Annotated in this window: 15 protein-coding genes and 1 other RNA gene; 5 read left to right on the plus strand and 11 right to left on the minus strand. The window is 64.5% G+C overall.

From position 1 onward, the window contains the following. Positions 1-254 precede the first annotated feature (254 nt). The 6 genes from ASF90_RS01435 to hrcA all read right to left on the minus strand — a co-directional run bounded on the left by ASF90_RS01435 (position 255) and on the right by hrcA (position 8,114). Positions 255-1,382, minus strand: coding sequence for a prephenate dehydrogenase (locus tag ASF90_RS01435; protein WP_055844898.1), 1,128 nt, complete (start codon positions 1,380-1,382; stop codon positions 255-257). Then, positions 1,379-2,287, minus strand: coding sequence for a pyridoxal kinase (pdxY, locus tag ASF90_RS01440; protein WP_055844901.1), 909 nt, complete (start codon positions 2,285-2,287; stop codon positions 1,379-1,381). The genes ASF90_RS01435 and pdxY overlap by 4 nt, the downstream gene beginning before the upstream one ends. A gap of 813 nt (positions 2,288-3,100) precedes the next feature. Next, positions 3,101-4,234 (minus strand): molecular chaperone DnaJ, encoded by a 1,134-nt coding sequence (gene dnaJ / locus ASF90_RS01450; RefSeq protein ID WP_055844906.1) that lies wholly within the window; start codon positions 4,232-4,234, stop codon positions 3,101-3,103. 162 nt (positions 4,235-4,396) lie between these two features. Beyond that, entirely contained in the window at positions 4,397-6,322 is a 1,926-nt protein-coding gene (dnaK, locus tag ASF90_RS01455) for a molecular chaperone DnaK (protein WP_055844909.1), read from the minus strand. A gap of 142 nt (positions 6,323-6,464) precedes the next feature. Beyond that, entirely contained in the window at positions 6,465-6,983 is a 519-nt protein-coding gene (gene grpE, locus ASF90_RS01460) for a nucleotide exchange factor GrpE (protein WP_055844911.1), read from the minus strand. Between the two features lie 99 nt (positions 6,984-7,082). Further along, on the minus strand, positions 7,083-8,114 hold the full coding sequence (gene hrcA / locus ASF90_RS01465) for a heat-inducible transcriptional repressor HrcA (protein WP_055844914.1): 1,032 nt from the start codon (positions 8,112-8,114) through the stop codon (positions 7,083-7,085). Positions 8,115-8,253: 139 nt separating this feature from the next. Here hrcA and recN point away from each other — a divergent pair, with 139 nt between their 5' ends. Then, positions 8,254-9,918 carry a DNA repair protein RecN gene (gene recN, locus ASF90_RS01470; RefSeq protein ID WP_055844915.1) on the plus strand — a complete coding sequence of 555 codons (1,665 nt, stop codon included), beginning with the start codon at positions 8,254-8,256 and terminating at the stop codon, positions 9,916-9,918. Between the two features lie 125 nt (positions 9,919-10,043). Continuing rightward, positions 10,044-10,232 (plus strand): hypothetical protein, encoded by a 189-nt coding sequence (locus ASF90_RS23975; protein WP_201782812.1) that lies wholly within the window; start codon positions 10,044-10,046, stop codon positions 10,230-10,232. 210 nt (positions 10,233-10,442) lie between these two features. Here ASF90_RS23975 and fur read toward each other — a convergent pair whose 3' ends face one another. Next, the gene (fur, locus tag ASF90_RS01475) at positions 10,443-10,853 is read right to left on the minus strand and encodes a ferric iron uptake transcriptional regulator (protein ID WP_055844918.1); all 411 of its coding nucleotides are present in this window, start codon (positions 10,851-10,853) and stop codon (positions 10,443-10,445) included. 104 nt (positions 10,854-10,957) lie between these two features. On the opposite strand from fur, the gene bamE reads away from it, so the two are divergent. Next, complete coding sequence (bamE, locus tag ASF90_RS01480; protein ID WP_055844921.1) at positions 10,958-11,353, plus strand: outer membrane protein assembly factor BamE; 396 nt, start codon at positions 10,958-10,960, stop codon at positions 11,351-11,353. Positions 11,354-11,765: 412 nt separating this feature from the next. Here bamE and ASF90_RS01485 read toward each other — a convergent pair whose 3' ends face one another. Continuing rightward, on the minus strand, positions 11,766-12,041 hold the full coding sequence (locus ASF90_RS01485) for an RnfH family protein (RefSeq protein WP_055844924.1): 276 nt from the start codon (positions 12,039-12,041) through the stop codon (positions 11,766-11,768). A gap of 2 nt (positions 12,042-12,043) precedes the next feature. Then, positions 12,044-12,475 carry a type II toxin-antitoxin system RatA family toxin gene (locus tag ASF90_RS01490; RefSeq protein WP_055844927.1) on the minus strand — a complete coding sequence of 144 codons (432 nt, stop codon included), beginning with the start codon at positions 12,473-12,475 and terminating at the stop codon, positions 12,044-12,046. Between the two features lie 60 nt (positions 12,476-12,535). Between ASF90_RS01490 and smpB the strand changes: the two genes are divergently transcribed. Next, positions 12,536-13,039: an SsrA-binding protein SmpB gene (gene smpB / locus ASF90_RS01495; protein ID WP_055844930.1), complete on the plus strand. Its 504-nt coding sequence runs from the start codon at positions 12,536-12,538 to the stop codon at positions 13,037-13,039. A 134-nt stretch (positions 13,040-13,173) separates the two neighbouring features. On the opposite strand, the gene ASF90_RS01500 is transcribed toward smpB, so the two are convergent. Beyond that, complete coding sequence (locus ASF90_RS01500) at positions 13,174-15,621, minus strand: S8 family peptidase (RefSeq protein WP_055844934.1); 2,448 nt, start codon at positions 15,619-15,621, stop codon at positions 13,174-13,176. 132 nt (positions 15,622-15,753) lie between these two features. Between ASF90_RS01500 and ssrA the strand changes: the two genes are divergently transcribed. Then, positions 15,754-16,150: a transfer-messenger RNA gene (gene ssrA / locus ASF90_RS21140) on the plus strand. A 125-nt stretch (positions 16,151-16,275) separates the two neighbouring features. Here ssrA and ASF90_RS23760 read toward each other — a convergent pair. Then, positions 16,276-16,446, minus strand: a complete 171-nt coding sequence (locus ASF90_RS23760; RefSeq protein WP_162847462.1) for a hypothetical protein — start codon at positions 16,444-16,446, stop codon at positions 16,276-16,278. Positions 16,447-16,460 lie beyond the last annotated feature (14 nt).

Consider the following 16,460-nt stretch of genomic DNA (forward strand, 5'->3'; position numbering starts at 1 on the left):
AACGCTAAGCTGCAGACCAGCCAAAGTCGAGGGTGATCGAGCCTAACGCGCCAGCGATGCTGGAAGGCGAATTGAAAAACGCACCGAGCAACGCTCACACAAAGACCAGGTACCGACTGCTGCTGGGAAACCAGGCTGCCGCGGAAGATGCATTAATCAATGCGTAAGATACTTCCGCTTTACAAGCACTGCACACCGCAAGCCGTCCTAGCCTCTTGAAGCAACGGACTGCCGCAAACATCTTCCTTCCGCAATCACTTTCCCAGCTCTGGACGCTCCAGTACGCGCCCGATGCCGCTCGAATCAATCTCGTTCGCTGCTTCCGCCAATGACTGAAGATCGCTACCCTCTTCGAACCCGATCCGGAAATGCAGCTCGCCTACCGGTGTGCGCGAGGAATGGATCGACGACAGATTCACTCCGTGCCGTTCGAAGACATGCAGCAGCGCGCGTAGCGAACCAGGCTGGTCTTCCGGCAGATACACGCTCAAGGTCAGCGGTTCGGTGAGATCGGCAAGCAAATAGCCAACGCGCTCGTAGGTGTAGTTGCCCGCGGCCAATGCGGTGTGTTGCAGGGCCTGCACGTTAGCGTGCAGGAACTGACTGCGGAACTGCGCGCGCGCCGCGTCGTCGCCTTGCGCCACCAGTGCGCGTAACTGCTGCAGCTGCGACAGCAGGCGGTCGAGCATTTCGCCGACGTACGGGTTACCGAACTGGATGTCTTCATAGATCGATGGATTGAGCGAGAGGATGCGCGCGATCACTGCCGTGTCGAGTTCGAACGACGCGGAGCGATACGGCATCAATGCCTGCAATTCGCCCAGCAGCGGTGCGTAGTCGCGCAAGGTGCCGGCCTGCGCCAAGTGAGTGGCGTGCACCATCGCCTGCACCAAGGCCATCACCCGGTCGTGGTGCTCGGGCGTGGCGTAAACGCACTCTGCCTGGAGTGCCACGTACAAGGTCTGCACCCACGCCGACCAATGCTGCAGGCGCGCTTCGCAGACCACCATCACCCGCCCCTTCAAGGTTGGCGATTTTGGCGGCGCGGTCATCGGATGCAGGCCGACCACATCTGCCTGCGACGCCAGCATCGCAGCGACCGGCGCCTGCTTGATCGAGGTGACGTCCATCCACAGCTGCGATGCAGCGCGTGCACCGGCCAGTTCCACATAGCGCTGGATCAACGCGGCGGTGTGGCGAATCGGCGCAGAAAAAATCAGCACATCCGCACGCTGCGCCAGGGTGGCTTCATCGATGTCGCCGCTGACTGCAGGATCGAAGCCGATCACCTCCAGCTGCATGCGGGTGCGCAAAAACTGCGCCAGCCAGCGCCCGTAGGCGCCGGCAATGCCGACGATGCCGACCACCGGCTGCGCACTCATGCCAGGCGCTCAGCGGCAAAGCGCGGCAGTGCCGCAAGCGCGGCCGGAGCGGCGGCCAGCACATCGAACTCTTCGTAACCTGCCGCCAGCGTGGCCTCCAGCGCGCTGTGCACACCGGTGAGCGCGTGTCCCACCGCCTGCTCAAACGGCACATCACTCAGCAGAAAGCCGATCAGCAGCGCCATCAACACATCGCCGGTGCCGGCCACGTCGACCGGCAGATGCGGGCTGGCCCAGCGATACACCGCATCAGTGCTGACCGCCAAGGTCACCAATTCGCCTGTCGCGCCGGCCACGCTATGCGCGAGCACCCATCGCGGGCCGCGTGCGAGCAGGACGCGGGCCGCAGCGATGGCGTCGTCCTGCTCCAGGCTGGGCATACCGGTCAAGCGTCCCAGCTCGAACGCATTGGGCGTGACCAGCCAGGCATGCGGTAGCAAACGTTCGGCGAACACCCGCTCCAGGCCCGGCTCGACGTAGGGGCCGGTGTGCGTGTCGCCGATCACCGGATCCAGGCAATAGCGCAGCTGCGGCGCCTGCGGCAGCGTCTGCTCCAGCCAATCGGCGAATGCTTCGCCGTTGGCCAGGCTGCCGAAATAGCCGGAGACCAGCATGCGCGCACGCTGCGGCAGGCCGCGTTCGGTGGCGCCGAGCAACAGATCGGCCAGCCAGTCGGCCGGCAATATACGGCCGCGCAAGGTTGCATAGAACGGCGCGTTGCTGAGCAAGGTGGTCGGCACTTCGGCCACACGTAATCCGAGCGCGCGCAGCGGCGGCACGGCAGCGCTGTTGCCGGCATGGCCGTAGACCAGCTGCGACTGCACCGAGATCACATCGACCGGCGAAGGACCATCCGGGCGCTGGCGGCGACCGTGGACGAGATGACTGTCGGTTGCATCGCTCATGGGAGGCGCCATCGTGAGAGGAGAGCCCCATTATCTGCCGCAATGCGTGAGCGCGTGGCGTGTTTGGAGCCGCGCGATGTGCAGTGCGACGTGCGTTGACTGGATGCGAGCTGGATGGCACTGACATTCATACCGTCTGGCGACGCAGACGTCAGAGCCGAACGCTTAAGCGCTGCGCAGTCTCTGCATGTTTTGCAGACGTTGCGATCTGACGAGGCGCAACAGCGCTGAGTGAGCGGGTATCGGCTCAGCGTCGGGATGGTGTCAGTGGCTCAGATGCAGTTTGCGGCATCGCGCAGCGATTTAATCAAGAGTGCTGGGCACTGCGCGCGTGAGGTGAGTGAAGCGCAGGCCTGCATGGAGGGCGACACGATGTGTTGTCAGGTGGGCATCTCTGCTGATGCACGACTGCACCGGAGCAAGGCCAAGTTGCCGATCGCTTAGGCGTTGGCGATCGGTACGCCGCACCCTCATCCGCCCTTCGGGCACCTTCTCCCGAGGGGAGAAGGATGTTGTTCTTCTGGCACTTTCTTGCGAGGGAGAGTCTGGCACTTTCCTGCGAGCAAGCTTCTGGCAGTTTGTTTCGTTCTGGCAGTTTATTTCGAACGCTCTTGTGGCAGTTCTTCCGAGCGAGAAGGATGTCGTTCGTGTAGCGCTTCTCGCCACAGGAAAAGGATATCGCTGCAGGAGCGCTTTCGATCGGGCGAAGGAAAGCTGTCTTTTCCTCATTCGCCTCGCTCAACGTCCACGCCTGCTCCATGCAGGCGTAGGCGTAGTTTTGTTGGGCAGCTTCCCCACTGCCCATGACGTCGCTTACGACGTCATGCGATCCCAGAAGCCCTTGACGCCATCGATGAAGGTGGCCGACTTGGGCGAATGCTTGCGCGCATCCTCACCGGTGAAGGTTGCCTCGAACTGCTGCAGCAACTCACGCTGATCGGCGGTGAGGTTGACCGGCGTTTCGACCACGACGCGGCAATACAGATCGCCTTCGCTGCGGCTGCGCACCGAACGCACGCCCTTACCGCGCAATCGGAACAACTTGCCTGTCTGCGTCTCGGCGGGAATACGGATTTCCGCCTCGCCGCCCAGGGTCGCAACGCGTACGGTGTCGCCGAGCGCCGCCTGCGAAATGCGGATCGGCACTTCGCAATGCAGGTCGTCGCCGTCGCGCTGGAAAATCGCATGCTCGCGCACACGCACTTCCACATACAGATCGCCCGGCGGTGTACCGGCAGGGCCGGCCTCGCCTTCGCCTGCCAACCGGATGCGGTCGCCGGTATCCACGCCGGCCGGCACCTTGATCGACAGCACTTTGTCTTCTTCCACGCGACCGGCGCCGTGGCAGGTCTTGCACGGGTTCTGGATCAGCGTGCCGCGGCCATCGCAGTGCGGGCAACTCTGCTGCATGGCAAAGATGCCGCGCTGGATGCGTACCTGGCCGCGCCCATGACAGGTGGCGCAGGTCTCGACCTTGCCGTCTTCCGAGCCGCTGCCGTGGCAGGGTTCGCATTCGATCAGGGTCGGGATCTCGATGCGTCGCTCGATGCCGGCGACGGCTTCTTCCAGATCCAGTTCCAGTACGTAACCGACGTCGGCGCCACGTCGCGCAGCGCGCGGACCGGCGGCGCCACCGCCAAAAATATTGCCGAAGATATCGCCAAAGATATCTCCCATGTCCGGGCCGCCCGGCCCGCCACCGCCACCACCGCCCATGCCGTGCTCGAAGGCCGCGTGGCCATGCGCATCGTAGGCGCGGCGCTTGTTGCCGTCCGACAACACTTCATAGGCTTCCTTGCACTCCTTGAACAGCGCCTCGGACGCAGCGTCGCCCGGATTACGGTCCGGGTGGTGCTTCATGGCGCAACGGCGATAGGCCTTCTTCAGCTCTTCGTCGCTGGCACCGCGGGCAACGCCCAGCACTTCGTAGTAATCGCGTTTGCTCATAAGCGGGGATTCGTGGTTCGTGATTCGTGATTCGTTTGAAACGCGAAGGCGGACAGCATGCTGCTGGTCCGCCTTGGCGACGCGACGCGTAGAGGATATCGGGCGGGAGGGGCATGCGCTTTAGCGCCTGCCCCTCCCCACGCCCGACTCCCAAATCACGGCTTACTTCTTGTCGTCCTTGACCTCGGTGAACTCGGCGTCCACCACGTCATCGGCGGCCTTGGAGGCCTGCGCATTGCCGCTGGCCGCATCGGCGTTGCCGCCCTGCTCTGCCGCGGCGGCCGCTGCGTACAGCGACTGGCCGGCTTCTTCCAGCGTCTTGCTGCGCGCGTCGATCTGCGCCTTGTCGTCGCCCTTCATGGCGGTCTCAAGATCCGACAGCGCCGCTTCCACCTTGCCGATCACATCGCCACCGACCTTGCTGCCATGCTCGGTGATCGCGGTGCGGGTAGCGTGGATCAGGCCATCTGCCTGGTTGCGGGTCTGCACCAGCTCCTGGAACTTCTTGTCTTCTTCGCGGTTGGCTTCCGCGTCGGCGACCATGCGCTGGATCTCTTCGTCCGACAAGCCCGAACCGGCCTTGATCTCGACCTTCTGTTCCTTGTTGGTCTTCTTGTCCTTGGCCGACACATGCAGGATGCCGTTGGCGTCGATGTCGAAAGACACCTCCACCTGCGGCATGCCGCGCGGCGACGGCTCGATACCGGACAGGTCGAACTTGGCCAGCGACTTGTTGAAACGGGCCTGCTCGCGCTCACCCTGCAACACGTGCACGGTCACGGCCGACTGGTTGTCTTCGGCGGTGGAGAAGGTCTGCGAGGCCTTGGTCGGGATGGTGGTGTTCTTTTCGATGATCTTGGTGAACACGCCGCCCATGGTTTCGATACCCAGCGACAGCGGGGTCACGTCCAGCAGCAGCACGTCCTTGACGTCACCAGCCAGCACGCCGCCCTGGATCGCAGCGCCCACGGCCACGGCTTCGTCCGGGTTGACGTCCTTGCGCGGTTCCTTGCCGAAGAAATCGGCCACCGCCTGCTGCACCTTCGGCATGCGGGTCTGACCGCCGACCAGGATCACTTCATTGATGTCGCTGGCGCGCAGGCCGGCGTCGTTCAATGCAGTGCGGCACGGCTCGATCGACTTCTTGACCAGGTCCTCCACCAGCGCTTCGAGCTTGGCACGGGTCAACTTGATGTTGAGGTGCTTCGGGCCCGACGCATCGGCGGTGACGTAGGGCAGATTCACTTCGGTCTGCTGGCTGGTCGACAGCTCGATCTTGGCGCGCTCTGCGGCATCTTTCAGGCGCTGCAGCGCCAACGGGTCCTTGCGCAGATCGATGCCCTGATCCTTGTTGAACTCGTCCACCAGGTATTCGATGACGCGGTTGTCGAAGTCTTCGCCGCCCAGGAAGGTGTCGCCGTTGGTGGCCAGCACTTCGAACTGCTTCTCGCCATCGACTTCGGCGATTTCGATGATCGACACGTCGAAGGTACCGCCGCCCAGGTCGTACACCGCAATCTTGCGATCGCCGCCGTTCTTGTCCAGGCCATAGGCCAGGGCTGCGGCGGTCGGCTCGTTGATGATGCGCTTGACGTCCAGACCGGCGATGCGGCCGGCGTCCTTGGTGGCCTGACGCTGGCTGTCGTTGAAGTACGCCGGCACGGTGATCACCGCTTCGGTAACTTTCTCGCCGAGGAAGTCTTCGGCGGTCTTCTTCATCTTTTCCAGCACGCGCGCGGAGATTTCCTGCGGCGCCATGCGCTTGGAATCGCTGGTCTGCACCCAGGCATCGCCGTTGTCGTGCGCCAGGATGCCGTACGGCACGTGCGAGATGTCCTTCTGCACTTCGGCGTCGGTGAACTTGCGGCCGATCAGGCGCTTCACCGCGTAGAAGGTGTTCTTCGGGTTGGTCACCGCCTGGCGCTTGGCCGAGGCACCGACCAGCACTTCGCCGTCCTTGGTGTAGGCGACGATCGAGGGCGTGGTGCGATCGCCCTCGGAATTTTCGATGACGCGGGCCTTGCCGCCGTCCATGATCGCCACGCACGAGTTCGTGGTGCCGAGGTCAATACCAATGATCTTGCCCATGGATACGCTCCTGATGATTCTGTAGCTGTGTCCGGCGACGCCGGGTCTGGCTGAGATGTGGGGGTGGCGCGCAGGTGTTCAAGCCATCTGTGCGCATCTGTGTTCTAACGGCGCGCCCGGCAGTTCAGCCGGGCGCTGCCGATCAGTCGTGCTTGGCCACGACCACCAGGGCCGGGCGCAGCAGGCGATCGTTGAGCAGGTAGCCCTTCTGGAACACCTGCACGATGTGGCCCGGCGCAATGCCTTCGGCCTCGCCCTGGCTGATCGCCTGGTGCTGGTCGGGGTTGAACGGCTGGCCAACCGGGTCCAGCAGGGTCAGGCCGTTGTCGGCAGCGACCTTGAGTAACTGCTTGTAGGTCATGTCCAGGCCATCGCGCAGCGGGCTGGGCTGGGTACCGGCGGCGGTGAGCCCGGCGTCCAGGCTGTCGAACACCGGCAGCAGCTCGCCCAGCAGCTTCTCGTTGGCGAACTTGCGCGCGTTCTCGACGTCGCGCGCGATGCGCTTGCGCTGGTTTTCCAGGTCGGCGCGCTCGCGCAGGGCGTCGGCCTTGACCAGCGCGATCTCGCTGCGCAGCGACTCGATCTCGGCCTTGAGCGGATCGGTCTCGGGTGGATTCTGGGACAGGTCTTCGGAGTCGAATTCGGGGTGGTCTTGGTTCATATGCAGTTCCCGGGCAAGCGGAACGCCCGCCCCAACGTCACCCCGTATGTGGGCGCTCGGCCGCGTTTCAAGCAAAACGATGGCTTCGATTGCCGCTGGTTATCGCGTGCCGGGCGGCTCCATGGCCGCGCCCAGCACCTGGGCGGCGGTCTGCACCAGCGGAATCAGGCGGTCATAGGCCATGCGTTTGGGCCCGATCACCCCCAGCACGCCCAGCACCTGGCCATTGGCGGAATACGGTGCGGTGACCAGCGAGACGTCTTCCAGCGACACCATGCCGGTCTCCTCGCCGATGAAGATCCGTACGCCCGGTGCCTGGATGGTGCGTTCGAGCAGTTGCAGGATCTCGCGCTTGCTGGCGAAGGCTTCGAACAGCTCGCGCAGCCGGTCCAGGTCCGACAGGTCCTGCACGCCCATCAGCCGGGTCTGCCCGGCCATCACCATATCGTCCGCCTCAGCCGGCACCAGCGCCTCGCTGGCCAGGTCCACGCTGTGCGCCAGCAACTGCTCCATTTCGTTCTTGGCCACGCGCAGTTCGCGCAGCAGCGAGGCGCGGATATCCGACAGCGCGCGCCCGGCGAACTGTGCATTGAGGTAATTGGCCACCCGCTCCAGCTCGGCCGGCTCGTAGGCGCGGCGCGGCTCGATCACCCGGTTCTGCACTTCGTTGTCGGCAAACACCAGGATCGCCAGCACCCGCCGCGCATCCAGGGGCACGAAATCGATATGTCGGAACGCGAACTGCTCCCGGCGCGGGGCGCTGACCACCCCCACGAAGTGACTCATCGCCGACAGCATCTGCGAGGCGCTGCCCAGCAGCGATTGGGTGCCATTGCCGCTGGCCAGCTCCGCGCGCAGGCGCCGCACCTCTTCTTCGCCAGGCGGCTGCATCTGCACCAGGCTGTCGACGAACACCCGGTAGCCGTGCGCGGTGGGAATGCGCCCGGCCGAGGTGTGCGGAGAGCTGAGCAGCCCCACGTCCTCCAGATCGGCCAGAATATTGCGGATGGTCGCCGGGCTCACATCCAGCCCGGCATGCTGGGCCAGGGTTTTCGAGCCCACCGGCTCGCCATCGCGGATGTAGCGTGCGATCAAGGTGCGCAGCAACTGGCGGGCGCGGGGGTCGAGCATTGGGGACTGGGACGCGCGCATGGGATCATCCGGTGAGACTGGGCATAGATAATGTCTGGCCCCGGGGATGGCAAGCGTCCGACTCCCTGCCCGCCCCTTCCTGCCCTAAGCTTCCCCAACGCATTCACACTCGACCCTCATGCTCAGACACCTCTCGATCAAGGATTTCGCCGTTGTCCGCGCCACCGAACTGGAGTTCGGGCCGGGTATGACCGTGGTGTCGGGCGAAACCGGCGCCGGTAAGTCGCTGATGGTGGACGCGCTGGGCTTCTTGTCCGGCTTGCGCGCCGACAGCGGCGTCGTGCGCCATGGCGCCGACCGCGCCGAGCTGTCGGCGGAATTCCAGCTGCCGGCCGCGCACCCCGGCCTGACCTGGCTGGCCGACAACGAGCTGGACGACGAGGCCCAATGCCAGCTGCGCCGCATCATTCGCGCCGACGGCGGCTCGCGTGCCTGGATCAACGGCCGCCCGGTGACCTCTTCGCAATTGGCCGAACTGGCGTCACGGCTGGTGGAAATCCACGGCCAGCACGAGCACCAGGCCCTGATGGCCCGCCACAGCCAGCTCGCCCTGCTCGACGCCTACGCCCGCAACAGCCCCCAGCGCGAGCAGGTACGCCAGGCCAGCCAGCGCTGGCAGGCGCTGCTGGACGAGCGCGACGCGCTGTCTGCGCAGGGCGATGTCTCCGACCGCATCGGCTTTCTCGAACATCAACTCGGCGAACTGGAACGCGAGGAGCTGGACCCGGCCGCGATCGCCGCCCTGGACGTCAATCACCGCCGTCAGGCGCATGCCACAGCACTGATCGGCGCCTGCGACAGCGTGGCCCAGCAGCTCAACGGCGATGACGGCGCGTCGGCACTCGGCTTGTTGCAGGACAGCCGCCACGACCTGGCCCGCGTCGCCGAGCACGAGCCGCGCCTGGGCGAGGTGGACGCGCTGCTGGACAGCGCCGTGATCCAGATCGAAGAAGCACTGGCCCTGCTCGACCGCGTGCGCGACGACCTGGACGCCGATCCGGCCCAGTTCGAAGCGATGGAACGCAGTCTCGGCCGCCTGCACGACCTGGCGCGCAAACACCGTGTCGCCCCGGACGAGCTGGCCGCCCACCGCGAACGCATGAGCCTGGAAGTGGAAAGCCTGCGTGGTGCCGACGAGCGCCTTCAGCAGCTGGACAAGCACATCGAGTCCGCCACCGAGGTCTGGCGCAGCGCCGCCGGCGTGCTCAGCGACAGTCGCAAGACCGCTGCCGAGGCCTTGTCCGCTGCCACCACCACGCTGATCGGCGAATTGGGCATGGGCGGCGGGCAATTCCTGATTCAGCTGCAGCCGCAGGAGACCCAGCGCCCGGATCCCAACGGCGCCGAGCGGGTGGAATTCCTGGTCGCCGCCAATGCCGGCCAGCCACCGCGCGCGCTGCGCAAGGTGGCCTCTGGCGGTGAGCTGTCGCGGATTTCGTTGGCGATCGAAGTGGCAGCACTCGGCCTGGACAGCGTGCCGACCATGGTCTTCGACGAAGTCGATTCCGGCATTGGCGGCGCGGTGGCCGATATCGTCGGCCAGAAGCTGCGCGCCTTGGGCGAAGAGCGCCAAGTGCTGTGCGTCACCCACTTGCCGCAGGTGGCAGCCAAGGGCCACGCGCATTACCGGGTCAGCAAGGCGCCGGTAGACGGCATGACCCAGAGCGCGGTCGAGCTGCTCGGCCCGCAGGCGCGCCAGGAAGAGCTGGCCCGCATGCTCGGGGGTGTGGAAGTGAGCAAGGAAGCGCGCGCGGCAGCCCGCAAGCTATTGCAGAGCGCCTGATCGAGGCAGATTGCGGAGCCGGCAGGGGCAACGCGGTCTCGCAGCCTCCGCTGGCGGTTCCGGGCGTTGCAGCAATCAACCGACGCAGCGTCCGCCCGTCCTCGGGCTTGGAGCGGCTGGCAACCTTGACTGCGCTCACCGCCAGGCGGGCGCTGCCGGTGCTTGGTGTTGGTTTTGGTGTTGGTTTTGGTGTTGGTGTTGGTTTTGGTTTTGGTTTTGGTTTTGGTGTTGGTGTTGGTGTTGGTGCTAGACGCTCGCTGTGGCATTACCGGATGCCCACTCCGGTTCTCAGCGCGCCGCTCACACCCGCCTGACCACTGCTCGCTACCTTTTAGGCGCGGACTTTGCTCTGCAGGACTGGCAGCGAGCCCGCCCAGGAAAGCGTTCCGCCAGCGCGATTCACCTGCATGTGCCCGAAGGGCGGATGGGAGCACACAGACGCCAGCGAATCATCACGACCTGCACCACAAAACGCACAAAGCGGCCGAAGCCGCCTTGTTGTTGCCGTACGCGATGACGCGCGCTCAGCGCGGCCGCTTTTTACGCACGTACAGCACCAGCGAATGCTCTTCCAGCTCATAGCCGTGCTTGGCGGCAATCTGACGCTGCAATGCCTCGATCTCTTCGCTTTCGAATTCGATGACGTGGCCGGTATCCACATCGACCATATGGTCGTGGTGGCCGCCGCGATCCAGCTCGTACACGGCCTGCCCGCCTTCGAAATTGTGCTTGAGCACCAGGCCAGCGGCCTCGAACTGCGTCAGCACGCGATACACCGTTGCCAGCCCGATCTCGTCGCCGTGATCGAGCAGCTGCCGATAAATGTCTTCTGCGCTGAGGTGATGGTGACTGCTCTTCTGCTCGAGCAATTCCAGGATCCGCATGCGCGGATGGGTCACCTTGAGCCCAACTTTGCGCAGGTCGTGGGTTTCCATATGTTCTCCGTTCATTGGCGATTTAGCGCCAGCTGCCATCAAACGGGTCGCGGCGACCGGCGGGAGTGTATCATCGGCGTGATTTCCTCAGCACTTATTCCCCGATGCGCAATCTCCTGCTGGTCGCCGCCGTTGCTCTTTCCACCGCTGGCTGCGGCATCATTTACAAGCAGCCGATCTACCAGGGCAATCTGATCAAACAGAATGCCGTGGAGCAACTGCAGGTCGGCCAGAGCAAGCAGCAGGTCAGCGCGTTGCTGGGCACTCCGTCGATTCCCGACCCGTTCCATGCGCAGCGTTGGGACTACACGTCCACCCAGCGCGTCGATCGCCTGGCGCGTACCGACGTCAAGAATTTCACCGTGTTCTTCGAGAACGATCAGGTGGCGCGCTGGGAAGGCGACTACTTCCCCTCGCAGGACGAGCAGCTGGCCAAGTCGGCACCCAAGCAGTTCGGCCGCAACCTGGCGCGCGACAAGAAGAAGCAGCGCGGCCGTTGATGCGTTCGGTCAGCGATCACGCGATCGTCTGACCACCCGCAACGCCTGAAAGCCGGCCATCGATGCCGGCTTTTTGCTCTTTCCTTGTCCGCTCGGATTGTCTGCTCGAACCATCGCACTCGGCCTGCCAACTGCCGCGCGCTTGCCTGCGCCAGCAAAGTGCACGCTTGGCGCAGTGCGCAGATGGCAGCGCTCGATACTGTCTGGCCTCAGGCGGGCGCCGCAGTTGTCTGGCGACGCGCAGAGCGAAACTCGCTCGAAGCCCGTTTCTGCGCGCTCGCTTCTGTATCGAAGCCGATTGCAGCCAGCACAGCACGACGTCGAGCACCACAACGCAGCTACTGCGATGGCGCCCTTGCCGGAAGAGTTCGCTCAATGGCTTCTGCCCGGCCGATACAGCCAGATCCGTGCATTAGCTAGCGGGATCGGCCTTCGCAGCAGACGCAGCCCGGCGGCGACGCGCTTCTTTCGGGTCCAGCAGCAGCGGCCTGAGCAATTCGACCCGGTCGCCCGCACGCAACACCTGATCCTGGCGCGCCACGACACCGTGGATGGCGATCGCTGCGGATGCGTTCTGTTGCATGAGGCCAGATGCCGCCGCTGCCTCGGCGACCGTTGCGCCCTCCGGCAGATCCAGCAACACCGCGCTGTAGCGATCCGGCCAGGCCAGGACGACTTCAACCTGCATGGTCACACGTCGCCGCGATCGGCGACCCGCACGAAATCGTTGACCATGCGATCGGCCAGACCCTGAAATCCCAGCGCCAGTGCCGGCCCCAGCAAGCGCGAGCTGGTTTCCACTTCCAGGGTCAGACTCACCTTGCACGCGTTGTCGCCCAGCGATTGAAACTCCCACAAGCCTTCCAGGCGCTTGAACGGCCCATCGCGCAGATGCATCACGATGCGTTCGGGCCGCTCGAGCATGTTCTCGGTGGTAAACCAGGTGCGGAACGAGCCCAGGCCCAGATCCAGGCGCGCCACGATATGCGCATCGTCCTGCTCCAGCACATGGGCAGCGTCGCACCAGCCGAAGCGGCGCGGATAGGCGGCGACATCATTGACCAGATCGAACATGCGGGAGGTGCTGTGTTCGACCAGTGCGCTGCGACGGATGGTAGGCATTCGCTAACTTGTGAAAGACGGAAGATCGTTTGACGACGCCGAATCGGCGACAATGGCGTCATGAGCAAGCAACCATCCAAGGATAAAGCAAACGGCGCGAAGGCCACGAAAACCATCGCGCTGAACAAGCGTGCGCGCCACGAATACCACCTGGAAGAGCGCTACGAAGCCGGTCTGGCGCTGCAGGGCTGGGAGATCAAGGCGATCCGCGCCGGCCGCGCCAACATCGTCGACGGTTACGCGTATGTGCGCTCCGGCGAGATTTACCTGATCGGCGCGCAAATCACCCCGTTGATCCAGGCCTCCACCCACACCGTGCCGGTGGAACGTCGCGACCGCAAGTTGCTGCTGCACCGGAGCGAAATCGACAAGGTGCTCACCCGCGTGGAGCGCGAAGGCTACACCCTGGTGCCGACCGCGCTGTACTGGAGCAGCAACAAGGTCAAGCTGGAAATCGCGCTCGCCAAGGGCAAGCAGAATCACGACAAGCGCGACGCCGCCAAGGACCGCGACTGGCAGCGCGACAAGCAGCGCGTGATGCGGCGGCACAACCGAGATGCGTGAGTAGCCGGGATTGGGGATTGGGAATTAGGGATTCGTTACGGCGGTGACCCGCGTCGCTGGCGTGCGATCCAATCAAGTACCAACGCAAGGCATGGCCTCGCTGCTATTGCGAATCCCCAATCCCGACTTCCGAATCACGTCTTTCCAAGCATCCGCATCAAATTCGGCACTCCCCTGCCCTGCACGTAGCGATCGCGTTCGAGATCGGTGCAGGTGTCGAGCATCAATTGCTTGACCCGGTCCGGGAAGCCGATGAACTCGCGGCGTGCCGACAGAAAGCCGGCCAGTACGCCGGAGACATGCGGCGCGGCCATGCTGGTGCCACTCATTTCCACCATCAGGCTGGCCGGATCTTTGGGGTCGAAGTCGTAATAGGCCGAGACGATTTTTTCGCCGGGCGCCACCACGTCGGGCTTGCCGCGGCCGTCTGCGGTGGGCCCGCGCGAAGAAAAATACGACACGCCGTAATTGTGCGGGCTGCTCTTGTGCACCGAGCCGACCACGATGGCCTCTTCCAGATTGCCCGGGTCGCTGATCGACAGATCCATGTTGGCCGGATAGGCATCGCCATCCTTGCCCATCAACCAGGCCAGTCCCTCGTTGCCGGCAGCCACCACCACCAGCACACCCTGCCGCCATAGCCGCCGCAACTCGTTGCAAAGCGGCGTAAAGCCGCAGCCATAGCTTTCCGGGTCGAAATAGCCGCCCAGGCTCAGATTCACCCCATGGATGACCAGCTCGCCTGCGCGCTCGTTGATGGCAGCCACCTGCTGTACGGCCTTGATCATCCACGAATCGCGCCCATCACCGGCGTCGTCCAGCACCTTGAAGCCATACAGCTGCGCGTCCGGCGCCATGCCGGCAAATTCCAGCGGCGGGCCCGGCTTGCCCTGCGCATCCGGCAGCGTCGCCTGGCAGTGGCCGGCAATGATCCCGGCGATGTGGGTGCCGTGGCCGTGCCGATCGAGCCGGGCAAACGCATCGCCGTCGGCGCGCGTCAATCGCTTGGGCGCACCGCGCCGGGTGCAATCCCATTGCGCCACCACATTGTCGCGCTGGCCTTTGACGAAGAAATGCGGGTGGCTGGCGGCAATACCGGTATCCAGCACCGCCCAGCCGATCTGCTGCCCGCGCGCACGATAGGCATTGCGTGCTGCATCGGCATGCAGCACGTTGCCGGAGATGTGAATCAGCGCGCGCTTGCCGGCATCGCGCCACACCCGGCGAAACCCCAGCGCGCGGTAGCGATTCTGCAGCGATTCGATTTCGAACCGGGTCAGGCGCGCGGACACGAAGCGCTGCAACCCGTCTTCCAACTCGATCGCCTCATCCAATGCGTCGCCCTCCAGGCCGGTGCTGCGCGCAGCGACCTCGCGCAGATGGCGCACCAGCACCGCCCGCACCCCGGCCGGATCGTTGCCGGCGAGCCGCCGATCCAGCTCGATCAGGACTTCATGTCGATGCTCTGGGCCGTGCGCTTCGAGCTGCTCGCTGAGGTCCTTGATCAACACCGCATTGGAGACAGGCTGATCGAAGCCCATACCCACCGCCTGACGCACCGCTGCGCGTACCTGCGGGATCGACAGATAGCCCGAGCCCGAATGCGGGTTGTGCTGCCAGTCGGGATTGATCCGCGCGCCAGCAATGTTTTCGAAACGCCCCTTCGCATTGGCGATGTCGCCGGTGAGATCCGGGTCCAGCGCAATCGGGTCGCGCGTCTCGGCCACATTGATCCACTGCTGCACGCACGCCGGGAATGGCAGCTTGCGGGTGCCGGTCCAGCGCTTGAACATGCTGCGCACCTGCGGTAGCCCGAGCGGCGACCCCACGGTCAGGAACAGCGTCACCTCGCAGTCGGCCGCCTCAAGCTGCCGCAGCACGTCGTAAGCGATCATCGAGCCCTGGCTATGCGCGACCACCACGAACGGCCCGCCGCCTGCACGCAGCCGCTGGGTCAGGCTTTCGCGCATCGATGAAGCGCGCTCGGGCACGAAGAACAGGTCGTGCACGTCCTGCAGCAACGCCGCAGAGATTAGCCGCAGCAGCACGCGGTTGATCGCATCGATCGGGCCCTTTGCCTGCACGCTGCCGGGTGCGCTCGCAGTCTCCAGTTCGTCAAGCAAGCGATGCAGATCGGCCCGCTCCTGCTCACTGTTGGCCAACGCATCGGCGAGCACGTGCAGATCCTGCCCGCCCGGCACCAGGCCGAGCGTACTCAATGCACGCTGCACGCTCTGGTTGAGCGCCGGCCCCACATCGCGTCCATCGCAATTGCCGGGCTCTGCCACCGGATAGCGCTCGCGATTGACCCAGTACGCCAGCCGGGTGCGCTCGCCCATCGGACGCCCGAACAACGCCTTGTCCCACTGACAACGCAACACTTCGGCGGGCGGCTTGTTGCCGATGCCGTGGATGTAGACAACGGTGCGCGCCTTTCCCTGCACGCGGGCTGCCGCGGCGGCTTGTGCGCCTGACCTAGGCGCGCGCTTCTGTTGCGGCCGTGCCGACTGCTTGGCAGTTGCAGTGGCCGGGCGCGGGGCTGCGCGTGTCGAACGTGGACGTGGGGGCTTACCTGTCGCCATCGCTTCGCTCCTTCGTTTACAGACTGTTCGGTCCGGTAGGACTGAAGCCACTGTAAGCGCTGTCCATCTCACCACTTGTGACAGGGCGCGCCGATCCCTACACTGACCACGTCAGCGTTTGATGCTTTCCCCGGGGGTGCACTGGTTTCGACGGGGGTCGCGAAGTCGCTTGGCGCATGCCGAGGGGGCAGCTTTCCTCGTTAATCCAGCAGCAAACTTTTAGTTGCCAACGACGACAACTACGGTTCGGACTTCGCTATCGCCGCTTAATTGGCTTTAGTTGTAGTTCTACAGCCGCCTAAGGCGAACCCCCGAAACTACTTGTGCCCGTGCTCGTAGATGTAGGGTCATTATCACGGAACCGCCGGTGGTGGCTGCCTGTCAGCTACCGGCTAAATCAAGCAGGCTGGTTTCCAGGTGCGCTTTGCCCGCCGTGCTGCCTGGGAATGAGATCTAACGGAGGGATAAGCATGTAGTGCCGGGGATGGAGTGCTTCCGGACGGCGGTTCGATTCCGCCCACCTCCACCACACAGCGGTCCTAAGAAGACCGACTAAGGCCGGGAATCCTCGAAAGAGTTTCCCGGCCTTTTTCATGGGCGCTGCGGCAGCGACGCCGCTAGCGCCATCGCCAGCGCTCGCCACTGCCCGCCGCGTCAATTAGTGACGCGGGCTGTCGGTTCGGATGTGGTGGCGATCGCCCCTGCGAGAGGGCGGTCACACGCGTGGGCTAACGCAACGTCGCCGCGGAGTTGGTCGAACAGTGCGAGCAGCTCGGTCGCTTCCTGCTGCAGCAGGACCAGTGCGCTCTTGTTGGGCTCATCCATTGCATCTACTCCGA

Source organism: Xanthomonas sp. Leaf148 (genome assembly GCF_001423585.1).
Taxonomy (GTDB): Bacteria; Pseudomonadota; Gammaproteobacteria; order Xanthomonadales; family Xanthomonadaceae; genus Xanthomonas.

What these genes read in the sequence shown, in the direction of transcription:
- ASF90_RS23760 (WP_162847462.1), bottom strand. Translation starts at nt 16,446, where the DNA reads ATGGATGAGCCCAACAAGAGCGCACTGGTCCTGCTGCAGCAGGAAGCG.
- smpB (WP_055844930.1), top strand. Translation starts at nt 12,536, where the DNA reads ATGAGCAAGCAACCATCCAAGGATAAAGCAAACGGCGCGAAGGCCACG.
- dnaK (WP_055844909.1), bottom strand. Translation starts at nt 6,322, where the DNA reads ATGGGCAAGATCATTGGTATTGACCTCGGCACCACGAACTCGTGCGTG.
- dnaJ (WP_055844906.1), bottom strand. Translation starts at nt 4,234, where the DNA reads ATGAGCAAACGCGATTACTACGAAGTGCTGGGCGTTGCCCGCGGTGCC.
- ASF90_RS01490 (WP_055844927.1), bottom strand. Translation starts at nt 12,475, where the DNA reads ATGCCTACCATCCGTCGCAGCGCACTGGTCGAACACAGCACCTCCCGC.
- bamE (WP_055844921.1), top strand. Translation starts at nt 10,958, where the DNA reads ATGCGCAATCTCCTGCTGGTCGCCGCCGTTGCTCTTTCCACCGCTGGC.
- fur (WP_055844918.1), bottom strand. Translation starts at nt 10,853, where the DNA reads ATGGAAACCCACGACCTGCGCAAAGTTGGGCTCAAGGTGACCCATCCG.
- grpE (WP_055844911.1), bottom strand. Translation starts at nt 6,983, where the DNA reads ATGAACCAAGACCACCCCGAATTCGACTCCGAAGACCTGTCCCAGAAT.
- ASF90_RS01500 (WP_055844934.1), bottom strand. Translation starts at nt 15,621, where the DNA reads ATGGCGACAGGTAAGCCCCCACGTCCACGTTCGACACGCGCAGCCCCG.
- hrcA (WP_055844914.1), bottom strand. Translation starts at nt 8,114, where the DNA reads ATGCTCGACCCCCGCGCCCGCCAGTTGCTGCGCACCTTGATCGCACGC.
- recN (WP_055844915.1), top strand. Translation starts at nt 8,254, where the DNA reads ATGCTCAGACACCTCTCGATCAAGGATTTCGCCGTTGTCCGCGCCACC.
- ASF90_RS01485 (WP_055844924.1), bottom strand. Translation starts at nt 12,041, where the DNA reads ATGCAGGTTGAAGTCGTCCTGGCCTGGCCGGATCGCTACAGCGCGGTG.
- ASF90_RS01435 (WP_055844898.1), bottom strand. Translation starts at nt 1,382, where the DNA reads ATGAGTGCGCAGCCGGTGGTCGGCATCGTCGGCATTGCCGGCGCCTAC.
- pdxY (WP_055844901.1), bottom strand. Translation starts at nt 2,287, where the DNA reads ATGAGCGATGCAACCGACAGTCATCTCGTCCACGGTCGCCGCCAGCGC.